The sequence below is a fragment of the Streptomyces sp. NPDC043726 genome, from assembly GCF_056436565.1.
On record NZ_JBWKCI010000009.1, the window covers coordinates 1 to 16521 of the forward strand.

At 72.5% G+C, this 16521-nt stretch carries 18 protein-coding genes; 4 read left to right on the plus strand and 14 right to left on the minus strand.

Annotated elements, in window-relative coordinates:
- Positions 1-163 precede the first annotated feature (163 nt).
- The 10 genes from cysD to AC068Z_RS25585 form a co-directional block, all read right to left on the minus strand.
- Positions 164-1102, minus strand: coding sequence for a sulfate adenylyltransferase subunit CysD (gene cysD / locus AC068Z_RS25540; RefSeq protein ID WP_478559924.1), 939 nt, complete (start codon positions 1100-1102; stop codon positions 164-166).
- Positions 1099-1635, minus strand: a complete 537-nt coding sequence (cysC, locus tag AC068Z_RS25545) for an adenylyl-sulfate kinase (RefSeq protein WP_478559927.1) — start codon at positions 1633-1635, stop codon at positions 1099-1101. Before cysC ends, cysD begins: the two co-directional genes overlap by 4 nt.
- Positions 1636-1682: 47 nt before the next feature.
- The gene (locus AC068Z_RS25550; protein WP_478559930.1) at positions 1683-2393 is read right to left on the minus strand and encodes a phosphoadenylyl-sulfate reductase; all 711 of its coding nucleotides are present in this window, start codon (positions 2391-2393) and stop codon (positions 1683-1685) included.
- Entirely contained in the window at positions 2390-2569 is a 180-nt protein-coding gene (locus tag AC068Z_RS25555) for a hypothetical protein (RefSeq protein ID WP_478559933.1), read from the minus strand. Before AC068Z_RS25555 ends, AC068Z_RS25550 begins: the two co-directional genes overlap by 4 nt.
- Positions 2566-4263, minus strand: a complete 1698-nt coding sequence (locus tag AC068Z_RS25560) for a nitrite/sulfite reductase (RefSeq protein WP_478559936.1) — start codon at positions 4261-4263, stop codon at positions 2566-2568. Before AC068Z_RS25560 ends, AC068Z_RS25555 begins: the two co-directional genes overlap by 4 nt.
- Before the next feature lie 151 nt (positions 4264-4414).
- Entirely contained in the window at positions 4415-4498 is an 84-nt protein-coding gene (locus tag AC068Z_RS25565) for a putative leader peptide (RefSeq protein ID WP_310887545.1), read from the minus strand.
- Positions 4499-4623: 125 nt separating this feature from the next.
- Complete coding sequence (locus AC068Z_RS25570; RefSeq protein ID WP_478559939.1) at positions 4624-5196, minus strand: GNAT family N-acetyltransferase; 573 nt, start codon at positions 5194-5196, stop codon at positions 4624-4626.
- Positions 5197-5213: 17 nt separating this feature from the next.
- Positions 5214-6350: a hypothetical protein gene (locus tag AC068Z_RS25575; protein WP_478559942.1), complete on the minus strand. Its 1137-nt coding sequence runs from the start codon at positions 6348-6350 to the stop codon at positions 5214-5216.
- A 150-nt stretch (positions 6351-6500) separates the two neighbouring features.
- Complete coding sequence (locus AC068Z_RS25580) at positions 6501-7763, minus strand: GAF domain-containing protein (RefSeq protein ID WP_478560973.1); 1263 nt, start codon at positions 7761-7763, stop codon at positions 6501-6503.
- A 266-nt stretch (positions 7764-8029) separates the two neighbouring features.
- Entirely contained in the window at positions 8030-9664 is a 1635-nt protein-coding gene (locus AC068Z_RS25585) for an acyl-CoA dehydrogenase family protein (RefSeq protein WP_478559945.1), read from the minus strand.
- Positions 9665-9963: 299 nt separating this feature from the next.
- Between AC068Z_RS25585 and AC068Z_RS25590 the strand changes: the two genes are divergently transcribed.
- Positions 9964-11106: a YihY/virulence factor BrkB family protein gene (locus AC068Z_RS25590; protein WP_478559948.1), complete on the plus strand. Its 1143-nt coding sequence runs from the start codon at positions 9964-9966 to the stop codon at positions 11104-11106.
- 28 nt (positions 11107-11134) lie between these two features.
- On the plus strand, positions 11135-11632 hold the full coding sequence (locus AC068Z_RS25595) for a hypothetical protein (protein WP_478559951.1): 498 nt from the start codon (positions 11135-11137) through the stop codon (positions 11630-11632).
- A 5-nt stretch (positions 11633-11637) separates the two neighbouring features.
- On the opposite strand, the gene AC068Z_RS25600 is transcribed toward AC068Z_RS25595, so the two are convergent.
- Positions 11638-12474, minus strand: coding sequence for an NmrA family NAD(P)-binding protein (locus tag AC068Z_RS25600; protein WP_478559954.1), 837 nt, complete (start codon positions 12472-12474; stop codon positions 11638-11640).
- An 81-nt stretch (positions 12475-12555) separates the two neighbouring features.
- Here AC068Z_RS25600 and AC068Z_RS25605 point away from each other — a divergent pair, with 81 nt between their 5' ends.
- Positions 12556-13491, plus strand: a complete 936-nt coding sequence (locus AC068Z_RS25605) for an AraC family transcriptional regulator (protein ID WP_478559957.1) — start codon at positions 12556-12558, stop codon at positions 13489-13491.
- Positions 13492-13495: 4 nt separating this feature from the next.
- Positions 13496-14167: a DUF6597 domain-containing transcriptional factor gene (locus tag AC068Z_RS25610; protein ID WP_478559960.1), complete on the plus strand. Its 672-nt coding sequence runs from the start codon at positions 13496-13498 to the stop codon at positions 14165-14167.
- A gap of 7 nt (positions 14168-14174) precedes the next feature.
- Here the strand turns inward: AC068Z_RS25610 and AC068Z_RS25615 are convergent, their stop codons facing one another.
- The 3 genes from AC068Z_RS25615 to AC068Z_RS25625 all read right to left on the minus strand — a co-directional run bounded on the left by AC068Z_RS25615 (position 14175) and on the right by AC068Z_RS25625 (position 16343).
- On the minus strand, positions 14175-14573 hold the full coding sequence (locus tag AC068Z_RS25615) for a VOC family protein (RefSeq protein ID WP_478559963.1): 399 nt from the start codon (positions 14571-14573) through the stop codon (positions 14175-14177).
- A 65-nt stretch (positions 14574-14638) separates the two neighbouring features.
- Entirely contained in the window at positions 14639-15271 is a 633-nt protein-coding gene (locus AC068Z_RS25620; RefSeq protein ID WP_478559966.1) for a VOC family protein, read from the minus strand.
- Positions 15272-15326: 55 nt separating this feature from the next.
- Positions 15327-16343, minus strand: coding sequence for a DUF5954 family protein (locus AC068Z_RS25625; RefSeq protein ID WP_478559969.1), 1017 nt, complete (start codon positions 16341-16343; stop codon positions 15327-15329).
- Positions 16344-16521 lie beyond the last annotated feature (178 nt).

Consider the following 16521-nt stretch of genomic DNA (forward strand, 5'->3'; position numbering starts at 1 on the left):
CGGGAGGCGTGCTCGACGGCCTCCAGCTGGTCGGCGAGGACCGACTTGGAGTCGTGCAGCAGCCGTCCGACGAGCGTGGACTTGCCGTCGTCGACGGAGCCCGCGGTGGCGAACCGCAGCAGGGTCGTCTCCGAGAGCGCCTCGGAAGTGGTCGTGCTCATGCTTAGAAGTACCCCTCGCGCTTACGGTCTTCCATCGCGGCCTCGGACAGCTTGTCGTCGGCGCGGGTCGCGCCGCGCTCGGTGAGGCGGGAGGCGGCGATCTCGGCGATGACGGCGTCCAGCGTGGTCGCGTCCGAGTCGACGGCGCCGGTGCAGGACATGTCGCCGACCGTCCGGTAGCGAATCATCCGCTTCTCGACGGTCTCGCCGTCCTTCGGGCCGCCCCACTCGCCCGCCGTCAGCCACATGCCGCCCCGGGCGAACACCTCACGCTCGTGCGCGAAGTAGATCTCCGGCAGTTCGATGCCCTCGCGGGCGATGTACTGCCAGACGTCCAGCTCGGTCCAGTTGGACAGCGGGAACACGCGGACGTGCTCACCGGGGGCGTGCCGTCCGTTGTAGAGGTTCCACAGCTCGGGCCGCTGGCGGCGCGGGTCCCACTGGGAGAACTCGTCGCGCAGCGAGAAGACCCGCTCCTTGGCGCGCGCCTTCTCCTCGTCCCGGCGTCCGCCGCCGAAGACCGCGTCGAACCGCTCCTCCTGGATCTTCTCCGTCAGCGGCAGCGTCTGCAGCGGGTTACGGGTGCCGTCCGGGCGCTCCTTGAGCACCCCGCGGTCGATGTACTCCTGCACGGACGCCACATGCAGCCGCAGGCCGTGCTTGGCCACCGCGCGGTCGCGGTAGTCGAGCACCTCGGGGAAGTTGTGCCCGGTGTCGACGTGCAGCAGCGAGAACGGCACCGGCGCGGGCGCGAACGCCTTCAGCGCCAGGTGCAGCATGACGATGGAGTCCTTGCCGCCGGAGAACAGGATCACCGGCCGCTCGAACTCGCCCGCCACCTCACGGAAGATGTGGACGGCCTCGGACTCCAGCGCGTCCAGATGGGAGAGGGCGTACGGCGTCTGCGTGCCCTCCTCGACCGAGGAGACGGTCGTCGTCATGCCAGGCCCCTTTCGCTGAGCAGGGCGTACACGGCCGCCGCGGACTCACTCACGGTCTGGTTCTGGGACTCGATGCGCAGATCGGGCGACTCGGGCTCCTCGTAGGGGTCATCGACCCCGGTGAGCCCGGACAGCTCGCCCGCGGCCTGCTTGGCGTACAGGCCCTTCACATCGCGTACGGAGCACACCTCGACCGGCGTGGCCACGTGGATCTCCAGGTACGCCGCCCCGCTCTCCTGGTGGCGCTTGCGCACCGCCTCTCGGCTGTCGGCGTACGGCGCGATCACCGGCACCAGCGCCTTGACGCCGTTGCGGGCGAGCAGGTCGGCGAGGAAGCCGATGCGCTGGACGTTGGTGTGCCGGTCCTCGCGGGTGAAGCCGAGGCCCGCGGAGATGAACTCGCGGATCTCGTCGCCGTCGAGCACCTCGACACGGTGGCCCTCCTCGCGCAGCCGGCCGGCCAGCTCGTACGCGATGGTGGTCTTGCCGGCGGACGGCAGACCCGTGAGCCAGACGGTGGCTCCGGTCGTCACGTGGTTCTCCTTGTTCTCCGGCGGGGGGTCCGGAAACGGGGTCGTGGTCACAGGTGCAGCCCGCACTCGGTCTTGGCACGGCCCGCCCAGCGGCCGGCGCGCGCGTCCTCGCCCTCCAGGACGCGGCGGGTGCAGGGGGCGCAGCCGACGGAGGGGTAACCGTCCATCAGCAGCGGGTTGGTGAGGACACCGTGTTCCGCCACGTAGGCGTCCACGTCCTCCTGGGTCCACTTGGCGATGGGGGAGATCTTGATCTTCCGCCGCTTCTCGTCCCAGCCGACGACCGGGGTGTTCGCCCGGGTCGGGGACTCGTCGCGGCGCAGACCCGTCGCCCATGCCAGATAGCCCGTGAGGCCCTCCTCCAACGGCTGGACCTTGCGCAGCTTGCAGCACAGGTCCGGGTCGCGGTCGTGCAGCTTCGGGCCGTACTCCGCGTCCTGCTCGGCGACCGTCTGACGCGGGGTGAGGGTGATGACGTTGACGTCCATCACCGCCTCCACCGCATCACGTGTACCAATGGTCTCGGGAAAGTGGTAGCCGGTGTCCAGAAACACCACATCAACACCAGGCAACGCGCGGGAGGCGAGATGGGCGACGACCGCGTCCTCCATCGACGAGGTGACACAGAAGCGCCGGCCGAACGTGTCCGCCGCCCACTGGAGGATCTCCAGCGCGTCGGCGTCCTCCAGCTCGCGGCCCGCCTGCTCGGCGAGCGCCTTGAGATCCTCGGTGGTGCGGTCTTCCTTCGTGGTCGTCATATCTCGTCTCCCCCTGCGTCGGTCTGCTGAAGGCCCCGGGACAGCAGCCCGAGGAACTTCAACTGGAAAGCCCGGTTGCACGCGGCGCATTCCCAGGCACCGTGGCCCTGCTCGCTGGGGCGCAGGTCCTCGTCGCCGCAGTAGGGGCAGTAGAAGGGGGCGGCCCGCTCGCTCATGACAGGGCCTCCTCGGAAGCACGCGCGGCCCAGGTGGCGAAGCGCTCGCCGTCCTCGCGCTCCTCCTGGAACCGCTTGAGGACCCGCTCGACGTAGTCGGGCAGTTCCTCCGACGTCACCTTCAGACCGCGCACCTTGCGGCCGAAGCCGGCCTCCAGGCCGAGCGCGCCGCCCAGGTGCACCTGGAAGCCCTCCACCTGCTCACCCCGGTCGTTGAGGACCAGCTGGCCCTTGAGACCGATGTCCGCGACCTGGATACGGGCGCAGGCGTTGGGGCAGCCGTTGATGTTGATGGTGATCGGCTCGTCGAACCCGGGGATCCGGCGCTCCAGTTCGTCGATCAGCGAGGCGCCGCGCGCCTTGGTCTCGACGATGGCGAGCTTGCAGTACTCGATGCCGGTGCAGGCCATCGTGCCGCGCCGGAAGGGGGAGGGGTGGACGGTGAGGTCCAGTGCCTCCAGGCCCTCGACGAGCGAGTCGACCTGCTCCTGCTCGACGTCCAGCACGAGCATCTTCTGCTCGGCGGTGGTCCGGACCCGGCCGGAGCCGTGCGCCTCGGCCAGCTCGGCGATCTTCGTCAGGGTGGCGCCGTCCACGCGGCCCACGCGCGGGGCGAACCCGACGTAGAAACGGCCGTCCTTCTGCCGGTGCACGCCGACGTGGTCGCGCCAGCGCTCGACAGGCTGGGCCGGGGCCGGGCCGTCGACGAGCTTGCGCTGGAGGTACTCGTCCTCCAGCACCTGGCGGAACTTCTCCGGACCCCAGTCGGCGACCAGGAACTTCAGCCGGGCGCGAGTGCGCAGGCGACGGTAGCCGTAGTCGCGGAAGATCGAGATGACGCCCTCGTAGACGTCCGGGACCTCGTCCAGCGGGACCCAGGCGCCGAGGCGGACACCGATCTTGGGGTTGGTGGACAGCCCGCCGCCGACCCACAGGTCGAAGCCGGGGCCGTGCGTGGGGTGGTTCACCCCGACGAACGCGATGTCGTTGATCTCGTGCGCCACGTCCAGCAGCGGCGAGCCGGAGATCGCGGACTTGAACTTGCGCGGCAGGTTCGAGAACGCGGGGTTGCCGATGATCCGGCGCTGGATCTCGTCGATCGCCGGGGTGCCGTCGATGATCTCGTCGGCGGCGATTCCGGCGACCGGGGAGCCGAGGATCACACGCGGGGTGTCACCGCAGGCCTCGGTGGTGGACAGGCCGACCGCCTCCAGGCGGTTCCAGATCTCGGGCACGTCCTCGATCCGGATCCAGTGGTACTGGACGTTCTGCCGGTCGGTGATGTCGGCGGTGCCGCGGGCGAACTCCTGCGAGATCTCACCGACGACCCGCAGCTGCTCGGTGGTGAGCCGGCCGCCGTCGATGCGGACGCGGAGCATGAAGTACTCGTCGTCCAGCTCCTCCGGCTCCAGGATCGCGGTCTTGCCGCCGTCGATGCCCTGGCGGCGCTGGGTGTACAGGCCCCACCAGCGCATCCGGCCGCGCAGGTCGTTGGGGTCGATGGAGTCGAAGCCGCGCTTGGAGTAGATCGTCTCAATGCGTGTCCGCACATTGAGACCGTCGTCGTCCTTCTTGAACTGCTCGTTGCCGTTCAGCGGGGTGAAGTGTCCCGCGGCCCACTGGCCCTCGCCGCGGTGACGGCTCGCCTTGCGGCGGGGGGTCGCGGCGGCGGGGTTCTGCGGGGTGGCGGCCATGGTTGTTACGTCCTTCGGGACAGGCGGGAAAGCGGCTCTGACCTGCGCGTGCGCGCACGGCATACGTGCGCGTCCTTGCGCAGGAAAGCAGGCAAAGGGGATGTGCCGGGCGGTGCTGAACCAGGTGGCCGGAGGCCACTGATGGATACGCTCAGCGCGCCGGACAGATGGCGCTGGACATGCGGCCGAGGTCGACGTGCCGCCGACTCACCAAGGCAATTCCAGTTCCAGGCATGACGGAAGCCTGGCACGGCGATCTGGACACAGTCCAGCTTCGTCCAAAATGCGGACACCCTTGTCCCGTAGAGCGAGACGAGGGTGTCCTTGGTCACATGGCGGAAAAGAGCCGCCTCATGCAGGTCAGGCGGGGTACGCCCCCGGCCAGGGGCCCGGGGTGGTCACCTGCGTCTGCTCCTCGACCTTGGTGTCGAACAGCTTGAAGCCCCGGCGCTGGTAATTGTCCATGGCGTGTTCGCCGTCCAGGCTGCAGGTGTGCAGCCACACCCGCTTCGTGCGCGCCCGCCCCGGCCAGCGGTCCGCGAGGTCCCAGGCGCGGGCGGCGCCGTACGACAGCAGGTGGCCGCCGATGCGGCGGCCGCGGAAGGCGGGGATCAGCCCGAAGTACTCGATCTCCACGACCCCGTCGTCCTGCGGGCTCAGCTCCACGTATCCGGCGGGCGTGCCCCGGTCGTAGGCGACCCAGGTCTCCACGCCGGGGCGCTGAAGGTGCTCCCGCCACTGGGCGTACGTCCAGCCGAGCCGGTCGATCCAGCGGATGTCACCGCCGACGGAGGCGTAGAGGAAGCGGCTGAACTCGGGGGAGGGGACCTCGGAGCGGACGATCCGCACGTCCCCCTCGGGGGCGGCGGCCGGCAGCAGGTCGGACGGGTCCGTCTGCTCCAGGGACCAGGTGGTCACGGGAATGTTGGGCATGCCGCCCAGAGAATCACTTATCCCAGCGATCTGTCGATCGTGTTCAGCGGCAGCGAAAAGAGCGTCCGCCCCGACTGCGACCACACCTCGCCGGTCTCCTCCCAGTAGGACAGGGAGGCCGTCGCCCGGCTCCAGCAGCGGTGGCTGTCGTAGGCCCCGCACCGCGTGGTCTCGGCGCCGTCGGTGCTCTGCCGCCACAGCGAGCCGTGCTCGTCCTCGGCGGGCCGTGTCACGTACCAGCGGGAGCGGTACGACAGCACCCCGCCGAGCCCGTCCGCCTTCGTGGCGTAGGCCTCCGTCGCCGTCCCGGTGGCGAGCAGCCCCGTCCGGCCGGGGTCCGTGCTGAACGCGTACCGCCACAGCCGGTCCCCGCCGCTCGCCACCAGGCTGTCGGGCGAGGTGCTGCGGTCCAGCGAGAGGCCAACCGGGCGCTGTCCCGAGGACCGGTAGACGGCGACGGGCGCCATGAGGAATCCGGTGCCCTCGGCGCGCTGGACGCGGTGCATGTCGTAGACGTACAGCCCCTCCCCGGCGGCGACCAGCAGTTTGTCCTGGTACCAGACCATGCCGGTCACGGCCGCGCGCAGCGCCCGCTGGTCCCGGCCGTCGTCCGTGGGGACGGCGAGCCGCACCCAGGTGTAGCGCAGCAGGCCGGGGTCGTCCGCGTCGACGAACGCGACCCGGGCGGCCCGGTCGCCGGACCAGGCCGACAGCACCACGCGGTGCTCGCCCCAGCGGCCGTCGTCGTCGGCGTCCCCGGAGGTGGTCACCGGGCCGGAGCGCAGGCCGCGGGTGTCGGCGGCGTCCCAGCAGTACGCGCGCGTGGCCGCGGGCGCCACCGGCAGCGCCGCGCGCTCGGCCGGCGTGCAGTGCGCCGGGTCGCGCAGCGTGCGGTCGGCGGAGGAGAGCACGGCGGCGACGCCGACCGGGCGGCTCGGGGTCTGCTCGGGCAGCGTCTCCTCGCGCAGGCTCAGGGTGTCGATCTCCGCGCGGGAGGTGAGCGGCTTCAGGGCCCCGGGATCCTCGTCGACCGTGGCCTGCGAGGCGCTGATCATGGTGGCGGCCGCGGTGAGCGCGAGGGCGGTCCCGGCCAGCACTCCGCGCAGCGCACGGCCCCGCTTGCGCCGGCGGTGCCTGCCGCGATGCTTCGTCATGACGTCCTCCCGAGGGCGGGCCAACTGCGCCTATTGGTCCGTGCGTTGACCGAGGAGCAGGTGGGGTGGCCCGTAGGGGATGCTACGGCAGCGGGGTGGGGTCGCGGACGAAGACCCGGCAAATACGCGGAAGACGACACCGGGCGGACTTCAGCGGACACGGGTTTCGGCCACCGCGGGGGCCGTCGAGTGCGGCAACAGGTCGCGGGGATCCTCGGGGAGCAGCACTTCGACCTCCGCGCCCTCGCAGAAACGATACGGCCGATGTTCCAGCAACCCGCCCAAGTACCGCCGTACCCGCGACATCTCCGCCCGGACCGTCACCGTACGGCCCGCGTCGCCGAACATCTCCTCGGCCAGACCCGCCGCACTGCGCCCGCCCCGGTGCAGGGCCAGCAGGTACAGCAACTCCGCGTGCCGGGGACTCAGTTCATGGCTCCATGAGCCCGCCCCTCCGCTCACCGTCAGTGACCAGCGGCGCGGCTGGGACAGGTCCAGCACGATCCGGGTCCCGCCGCGCGGCATCGGCTCGTCCGCCGGACGCAGCAGCCAGCCCCCCGCCAGCGGCTCCACCGCGCACAGCCCGAGCGGGGGCAGCCACCGACGGCCCGCCGCAAGCGACTTGGGCACGGTGATCCGGCTCGTGTACGGCATCCCCGTCACCGCCGCGCACCAGCCGTCCCGGTCCACCACCAGCGCCCGCCCGGCCAGCCGGGACAGCACCGGTGCCGCGACCGCGCGCAGCCGCTCCAGCGAGGTCAGATGCGCCTCCCGCAACCGGGCCTCGGCGAGCTTGGCGACCGCGTCCACCCAGGCCAGCGTCGCCGGGTGCATGGTCTCGAGCGGCCCGCTGACATCGACCACACCGATCAGCCGGCCGTCCCGCGGATCCGTGATGGGCGCCCCCGCGCAGGTCCAGCTGGCGTGGGTGCGCACGAAGTGCTCGGCGGCGAAGACCTGCACCGGCCTGCGGACGACGGCCGGCGTGCCCACGCCGTTGGTGCCGACGACGTCCTCCCGCCAGTCCGCGCCGAGTTCGAACCCGAGCCCGTCGGCCTTGCGCAGTACCGGCGCGCTGCCCTCCCGCCACAGCACCCGGCCGTCCTCGTCGGCGACCACCATGATGTGGTGCGCGACGTCGGCGACCGACAGCAGCCCCTCCCGCAGCACGGGCAGCACATGCCGCAGCGCCGACGTCTCCCGGCGCCGCTGCACCTCCTCGCGGGAGAGCAGCCCCGAGCGGAAGTCGTGGTCGGGGTCGACCCCGCTGCGCAGCATCCGGTCCCAGGACTGCTCGATCACCGGGCGCGGCGCGACCGGCCCGCGCTGTCCGGCGAGGGTGGCGCTGCGCACGTCCTTCAGCACCCGCGCCGCGCGCGCCGTGTCGACAGCGGCGAGATGCGTCACGTCCATCGGTGACAGCGCCACGAGTCCCTCCCCCTGGGGTGTGCCGGTTCCTGAACGGCAGGTCGTCCCATAGTGCTGCCATCCTCGGCGGACGGGCACGGTCCGTCCACAGGAGTTGGCAAGTTGCAACCCCCTGCAACCCTGGTGGTACGGCTTGGCCTGATTGAAACTTGAGCGACGCCGTCCCGAGCGGCGTTCGCGGCCTCGAACGGGCCAGCGAGGGGGTGGTGCCGTGTCGGCGCAGCACCACCCCCTCCATGCGCGCCCCGCGTTCAGGCCACTGGCCTCGCCCTTGTCACGATCGACGCCAGGTCCAGGCTCGGCGGCAGCGTGCCGAACGCCGCGCCCGCGTCGCCGCCCAGGCGGGACGCGCAGAACGCGTCGGCCACCTCCGGTGGCGCGAAACGTACGAGGAGCGAGCCCTGCAGCACCAGGGCGAGACGTTCCGCCAGGCGCCGCGCCCGGCCCTCCACGGCCTCCAAGTCGGCCAGTTCCGTCAGCAGATCCTTGATCGCGCCGTCCAGGCGGTGATCGGCGCCGCGGGCCAGGCCGATCTCCTGGAGGTAGGCGTTCAGCGCGTCCGGCTCCCGGCGCAGCGCCCTCACCACGTCCAGGGCCTGGACGTTGCCCGCCCCCTCCCACACCGAGTTCAGCGGCGACTCCCGCACCAGCCGGGGCATTCCGGACTCCTCGACATAGCCGTTGCCGCCCAGGCACTCGGCCGCCTCGACCGTCAACGGCGTACAGCGCTTGGTGACCCAGTACTTGGCGGCCGGCACCGCGATCCGCAGCAGCGCCCGCTCCCGCTCTCCCCCGTTGTCGTAGGCCGCCGCCAGGCGCAGGCCCAGGGCGGTCGCGGCCTCGGACTCCAGGGCCAGGTCGGCCAGGACGTTGCGCATCAGCGGCTTGTCGGTGAGCCGGCCGCCGAAGGCCTCGCGGTGGTCGCAGTGGTGGATGGCCTGGGCGACGGCCTGCCGCATCAGGCCCGCCGAGCCCAGCACACAGTCGAGTCGGGTCGCCGCCACCATCTCGATGATGGTCCGCACCCCGCGCCCCTCGTCGCCGACCCGGCGCGCCCAGGTCCCGTCGAACTCGACCTCCGCGGAGGCGTTGGACCGGTTGCCCAGCTTGTCCTTGAGCCGCTGCAGCCGGAAGACGTTGCGGGTGCCGTCCTCCAGGACCCGGGGGACCAGCAGGCAGGTGAGGCCGCCCGGAGCCTGCGCGAGGACCAGGAAACCGTCCGACATCGGCGCCGAACAGAACCACTTGTGCCCGGTGAGCTCGTAGGACTCCCCGTCGGGCCGCGGCCGGGCGGCGGTCGTGTTCGCCCGTACGTCGCTGCCGCCCTGCTTCTCCGTCATGGCCATCCCGAACAGCGCCCCCGCCTTCTCCCGGGCGGGCCGCAGGCCACGGTCGTAGATCATGGACGTCAGCCGCGGCTCCCACTCGGCGGCCAGGTCCGGATCGGTGCGCAGCGCGGGCACGGCGGCGTGCGTCATCGACAGCGGACAGCCGTTCCCGGCCTCCACCTGGGACCACACCAGGAACCCGGCGGCCCGCCGCACATGCCCGCCCGGGCGGCTCCAGGCCGCCGTGAGACCCGCGGCGACGCCCTTGCCGAGCAGCCGGTGCCAGGACGGGTGGAAGTCGACCTCGTCGACGCGATGGCCGTAGCGGTCGTGGGTGCGCAGCCGTGGCGGGTTCTCGTTGGCCAGCGTCCCCCACTCCTGAAGCTGCTCCGACCCGGCCGAGCGCCCGAGAGCCGACAGGTCACCGCGCGCCTCGTCGAGCAGACCGGGGTCGAGGTGCCGTTCGACCGCCTCCGTCAGCGCCCGGTCGGCGGTGTAGACGTCGTACCCGGTCAGGGGCGGGGGCTGGTTCGTCACGGTGTGGGTAGTGCCGTCCATGGGGTGAACCTACCGTTCCTCTTCAGTGATCAGGAGTCGGTCTTGAACCCGTGCCTGGTCACCGCGGACATCCGAACGGTGTTGGGTGTCCTGGTCGCCCGTTTTCACGCCGCGTCCGGCGGCACGGATCGTGTCCGTGGTCCGGGGACGCGGGGGCGGGGTTCCTCGCGTCCCGGGCATACCGTGGGCCGTCGCGCGACGGCGGTTCACCGCCCCTGCGTATCGACCCGGTCACCACACCGACGTGGCCGCCCCCGGGGCGGGACGGAGGCGGGCCCGGCGGCGGATACCGTTAGGTCGTGCAGCCAGCAAGTGAACCCCCCCAGAGGCCGTCCGGCCGTCTTCATCGGGCGCGTGCCCTCTACCGGGACGTCTCCAAGCGCAGGACCGCCTGGCTGTTGCTCAAGGACACGGTCAACTCGTGCATCGAATACCGGATCCTGGGGCTCGCGGCCGAGGCGGCGTTCTTCACGCTGCTGTCCGTGCCGCCGCTGCTGCTGAGCATGATCGGACTGCTCGGCTACGTCGACGACTGGACCGGCACCGACACGATCAGCAGCCTGGAGGCCAATCTGCTGGAGGCCTCCCGTACGGTCCTGTCGGACAAGGGCGTACGGCAGATCGCCCAGCCGATCCTGGACGACGTGATGAAGGGCGGCCGTCCCGACGTCATCTCCATCGGCTTCCTGTTCGCCCTGTGGTCGGGCTCCCGCGCGGTGAACGTCTTCATCGACACCATCACCGTCATGTACGGCCTCGACGGCGTCCGGGGCATCGTCAAGACCCGGCTGGTCGCCTTCGTGCTGTTCCTGGTGGCCCTGGTGATCGGCTCGATCGCGCTGCCGCTGATGGTGGCGGGCCCGGACGCCGTGCTGAACGTGCTGCCGTGGTCGGAGACCCTCGTCCAGATGCTGTACTGGCCGGTCGTCATCCTGCTGTCCGTCGCCTTCCTCACGACGCTGTACCACGTCTCCGTGCCCGTGCGCTCGCCCTGGATCGAGGACGTCCCCGGGGCCCTGGTCGCGCTCGGCATGTGGGTCCTCGGCAGCTTCCTGCTGCGGATCTACCTCACCAACACGGTCGAGGGAGCCACGATCTACGGCTCCCTCGCGGCCGCCGTCGCCGTCCTGCTGTGGATCGGCGTCTCCGCGTTCGCGGTGCTCGTCGGCGCCGCCGTCAACGCCGCGATCGACCGGGTCTGGCCGGCCGCCGCCACGGCCGCGGCCCGCGCCGCGAACGAACGCCTGCGCGAGGCCCAGGTCGCCGAGTACGTCGCCCGCGCCGCCGCCCAGCGCGAGGCCGCCCAGGACCCGGACGACCCCGACATGCCCTCGGAGTTCCCCGAGCGCTGGTCCCGCTTCCTGCCCCCGGAGGACGTGACGTCCAGGCTCCGGACACATGTGAAGAGCACGCACCCGCCCCACAAGGACGACCCCTCCTGACCGGAGCGTGCCGTGCGAGGCTGTGCGGATGACCGAGCCGACCCCCTACGACGCGGCCCGCGCGCGGTACTCCCGCCAGGCCCTCGCCCGCCTCACCCTCAGCGACCATGCCGTGGAGGCCGCCGACAGCGCCCGCGACCTGGTGCCCACCGAGCACGACCAGTACAGCGGGCCCGGAGGCCGGGCGAGCCAGGCGCTCCGGCTCGTCGAACTCGCCGAGCGGACACTGGTCTCGGCCGTGCTCTACGAGCGTGAGCGGGGCAGCTCCTGGGCCGACATAGCCCAGTACCTCGGCATCGGCCCCGAGGCGGCGGAGGAGCGCTTCGCCCCCGCCGTGGCCGCCTGGCACACCGCCTTCGAGGTGCCGTACCGGCTCGACGAGACGGGCCTGAAGCGCGTACCGCAACTGCCCACGGCGGCCTACGACCCCGACTGCGCCTGCCGCCATCTCGACCTGTGGGCCTCTCTCCAGCGGCTCGGCGACCGGGCGGTCAGCTCCGGTCTGGCCGGGGTCGCCGAGGACTGAGCCGGTCACGTCTTCCAGGCGCCTGCCGCCGCGGCCTCCCGGGTGAAGTCCGCGAAGTCGCGGGGGCCGCGCCCGAGGACCTGCTCGACGCCGTCCGTGAGACGGGCGTTGCGGCCGTCCAGGAGGGTCTCGAAGACCTCCACCAGGAAGGCCGCCTCCTCCTCGGGGATGCCGAAGCCGACCAGGTTCCGCCCGTACGCCCGCGCCGGCACCGGCGTGTACGTCAGCTCCGCGCCCGAGGCCGCCGACACCTCCGCGACCGCCTGCCGGAAGGACAGCAGCCGCGGCCCGGTCAGTTCGAGGGTCTGCCCCGCGTACCGGTCCCCGGACGCCAGCACGGCCGCCACCACGTCCCCGATGTCCCGTGCGTCGATGAACGGCTCCTCGACCTCGCCCGCCGGGAAGACCAGCTCCCCGCCCTCGCGCAGCCCGTCCGCCAGCGGGCCCTCGCTGAAGTTCTGGGCGAACCACGCGGCCCGCAGCACCGTCCAGTCCGCGCCCGACTCCTTCAGCGCCTCCTCGGCGGGCAGCGCCTGGTCCTCGCCGCGTGCCGACAGCAGCACCAGCCGTCGTACGCCGAGGCCCACCGCCTCCCGGGCCAGCGCCGCGATCCCCTCGGCCGCCGCCGGTGAGCCGATGTCGGAGGGGTACATCAGGTACGCGGCATCCGTGCCGCGCAGCGTCTCCGCCCAGCTCGTCGGGTCCTCCCAGTCGAAGCCCCGGGACCGCGTCGCCTCCCGTACGTCCATACCGGCCGCGCGTACGGACTGAGCCACCCGGCTGCCGGTACGGCCCGAGGCGCCGGTCACCGTCACTGTCGTGTTCCGCGTGTTCGTCGTCATGCCCTCAAGTCAACGGCCGCGCGCCCCAACAACCCATCGCTGAACGGCTCATTCCCATGCGCGCGCGTCTACGCTGGCGCCATGGACGCCCTTGCAGGTCTGCTGGAGGGCCCACGCGCGCGTGGCGCCTTCATGATCCGCGCGTGCTTCGACCCGCCCTGGGCGGTGCGCGTCGAGGACCGTGCCCCGCTGACCGTCATGCTCATGGTCCGCGGCGAGGCGTGGATCATGCCGGAGCAGGGGGAGCGGGTGCGGCTGCGGCCCGGCGATCTCGCCATCGCCCGCGGCCCGGACCCCTACACCTGCGCGGACGATCCCGGGACGCCGCCGCAGGCCGTGATCCTGCCGGGCGGCGAGTGCTCCTATCCCGACGGCCGCCCCCTCAACGGCTCCATGGACCTCGGGGTGCGCGCCTGGGGCGACCGGCTCGACGGCTCGGCGGTGATGCTGATCGGCACGTATCTGTGGCAGGGCGAGGTCAGCGGGCGGCTGCTGGACGCGCTGCCGCCGCTGGTGTCGCTGCCGGCGGACGTCTGGGACTGTCCGCTCACGCCGTATCTGATGGAGGAGATCGTCCGCGAGGAGCCCGGCCAGGAGGTGGTCCTGGACCGGCTGCTGGACCTGCTGGTCATCGCGGCGCTGCGGGCCTGGTTCTCCCGCCCCGAGGCGGAGGCGCCCGGCTGGTACCGGGCGATGGCGGATCCGGTGGTGGGGCGGGTGCTGCGGCTGGTGCAGGACGATCCGGCCCACCCCTGGACGGTGGCGGCGCTGGCGGCCAAGGCCGGGGTGTCCCGGGCGGCCCTGGCCCGGCGCTTCACGGAGCTGGTCGGGGAGCCGCCGATGACGTACCTGACGGGCTGGCGGCTGACCCTGGCGGCGGACGCGCTGCGGGAGACCGAGGACACGCTGGACGCGATCGCGCGGAGGGTGGGCTACGGCAGCGCCTTCGCGCTGTCCAGCGCGTTCAAGAGGGTGTACGGGGTGAGTCCGCAGGAGCACCGGGCGAGGGGGGTCTAGAGCCGTGTACCGGGAACGGCCGTCCAGGCTCCCGGGTGCCGTCGTGTGGGCCCATACGGCGTCCGGTGGCGGACGCGTGCTGCCCGACGGGTGCATGGATCTGCTCTGGCACGAGGGGCGGCTGATCGTCGCGGGCGCCGACACCCGGGCGTACGTCACCGAACGCGAGGGAGGCGACTGGCTCGGGGTGCGGTTCTTCCCCGGCTCGGCGCCCGCCTTCCTGGGCGTGCCCGCGCACGAACTGCGGGACCGGCGCGTCGACCTCGCCGATCTGTGGCCGGCCTCGGAGGTACGGCGGCTGCGCGGCCGTGTCGGAAGCGCCACCGACGGCCTGACCGCTCTGGAGGACGTCGTACTGGAACGCGCCGAGCCGCCCGAACCCGTCCTGCGACGGCTCGTGGCCGCCCTCGACGCGGGACGGTCCGTCGGTGCCGTCGCCGACGAACTCGAACTCGGCGCCCGTCAGTTGCACCGGCGCTCGCTCGCCGCCTTCGGCTACGGACCCAAGACGCTGGCCCGCGTCCTGCGGCTGCGCAGGGCGCTCGGCCTGGCCCGCGCCGGCGTCCCGTTCGCCGACACCGCGACCCTGGCCGGCTATGCCGACCAGGCCCATCTGGCGCGGGACGTGAAGGAGTTGGCGGGAGTGCCGCTCGGGGTGCTGCTGGGCGGGTCCTAGAGGGGTGCTACCGGGCCGGTCCCAGCGGGGCGAACAGGTCGACGCCGTTTCCGTCGGGGTCCTGCACGACCGCGTACCGCTGGCCCCAGAAGGCGTCCCAGGGCTTGAGCTCGCCGTGGTACCCGGCGCCGACCAGCTCCTCGTACACCGAGTCCACCTCGGCCGGGTCGTCGCACCGCAGGGCCAGGGAGTGCCGGGCGCCGGACGGGGGCCGCCAGTCGGGGTGGAAGGAGCGGACCGTCTCCTCGGTGTCCAGCATCAGGCGCAGCCCGCCGGGAAGCCGGGCCTCCGCGTGCGGCTCGTTCCCGGCTCCCTCGGGGAAGTCGAAACCGAGGCGGCGGTAGAAGGTGACGGCGGCGGCCATGTCGGAGACCACCAGCCCGAACGCGTCGAATCGTGGAGTCATGCCACCACCGTAGGCAGGACGCGAGAAGGGGGTCTTGAAGGAAACGGACACGCTCCGGGGCCGCCTCAGTCGAAGGTCACCGGCCCGTTCGGGGTGTCCAGCGTGAAGGAGATCCCCACCGGGCCCTCGGTGAGCTCCAGATCGGTGCCCAGAACCGCCAGCAGGGGCCGGATCTCCTCCGGGTCGGGGGCGCTCGCCGACACCGACAGCAGCGGCACGGTCGGCAGACCCGACGCCGTGGGGTGCACCGACTCCCCCCAGTCGATGAGGAACGGCACGAGACCGGACGGGTGCGCGGCGGCGCCGTCGGTCAGCCGCCACCGCAGCAGGGTCCCGTCGGGCGTGCGGCGGCTCATCGGGCGCACGGGGCCCGGGTCGTAGCCGTGGGCGCGGGCCTTGGCGACGGCCGCCTCCAGGTCCGGCGGGCCGATCGCCCAGGTGACCGTGCGCGGCCCGGTCAGCCCGTCGACGCCGAAGGGGCGCGCGGCGCCGGGCGCGGACTGCTCCGGGTCCGGGCCGATGATCTCCAGATAGCCGCCGCCGCCCAGACCCACCAGGTGGTTCCGCGTCCCCAGCCCCACATGGGCGCCGCCGGGGGCGGGCCGCACACCGGTACGCCGGGTGAAGTCGGCGACCGTCGCGGCCAGATCGGGGGTGGCGAGGACCAGATGGTCCAGCAGGGCGGGAATCGTGTCCATCGGGGACGAGGCTATGCGGACCCCCGCCCCCAATGGAACAGCTGTGCGGCGGCCGTCACTCGTGGGCGATCACGCCATGCTCGTCCAGCCGCGGATGGATCGGCACGGGGCCGTACTCGTCGTGGTCCGACGGACGCGGCGGCTCGGGGCCGTCGGGGCCCGTACGGAGCATGCGGTCGACCCGGCAGAGCCGGAACCGGCGGCCCGCCACCGAGAACTCGTCCGCGCGGCCGAGCGCCCGGAACCTCTCGGCCGCCTCGGCGTACACGGCCCGCGTCGCGTCGTCGTACTGGTGCAGCACCGCCCACACCCGGGCCATCCCGTCGTACAGCTGACGCCGGGCGTCGTGCGGGTTCGCCGCGAGGGCGCCGGACGGCTCCCAGCCCGCGGCGCGCCGCTCGACCACGCCGAAGCAGGTCGGCAGCAGCACCACGTCCGGATGGGAGCGGACCGCCCGCTCGGAGTCGGCGCACACCTCGGCGGGCACGCGGGTGCCGCGGTACGCGAAGTCCCGCAGCCCCAGCCGGATCGCCCCGGCCATCGGACCGTCGTCGTGCCCGGGGTCGAGGACGAAGCCCGCGTCCGCCACCGGCCAGTGCTCGCGGGGCCGTTCCCAGGACGGTTCGGCCGGTTCCGGATCCGTGGGCCGGGGCGGCTCCAGGTGCTCGCCGTCCCCGCGCGCGAACTCGTCGGCGCGGACCACCCGGTAGCGGACCCCGCACACCGCCACCTCGTTCACCGGCTCCTCGTTCAGCAACGCCACCGCGGCCAGCAGTTCCCGCCGTACCGCCGGATCATCGGTGCCGTCCTTCGCGGTGAACCACAGATGGGAGTTGAGCCCGTCCCTCGCCACCTGCGGCATCGGGTCCACGACCGGCTTCAGCAACCGCCACAGCGGTCCCTGGGCGGGGTCCAGCACGGCGACCCCGAACGCCGGGCCGCGCAGGACGAGATGGGGAAACCGCAGCGAGGCGTCCACCGCGTCGGCCTCCCGCACCCAGGCGCCCGGGTCGTCCCGGCGCACCAACTCCTCCTGGAGCGCGTCGATCCGTTGCCGCCAGTCATCGGTCATGCACGCATTGTCGGCGCCGCCGGAAGGAGGGGAAGCGGCCGCGACACAACCACCGGCCCGGTTGAGCGCGGGCCCCTGGCTCGCCCGGCGATTCCCGGCCACCTGGGCTCTGTCCGGTGGGGTGGCGGGCTGTGCGGCGGGTTGGTCCGGTCGGCGCGGTTTCGGAACGCGCGGGACC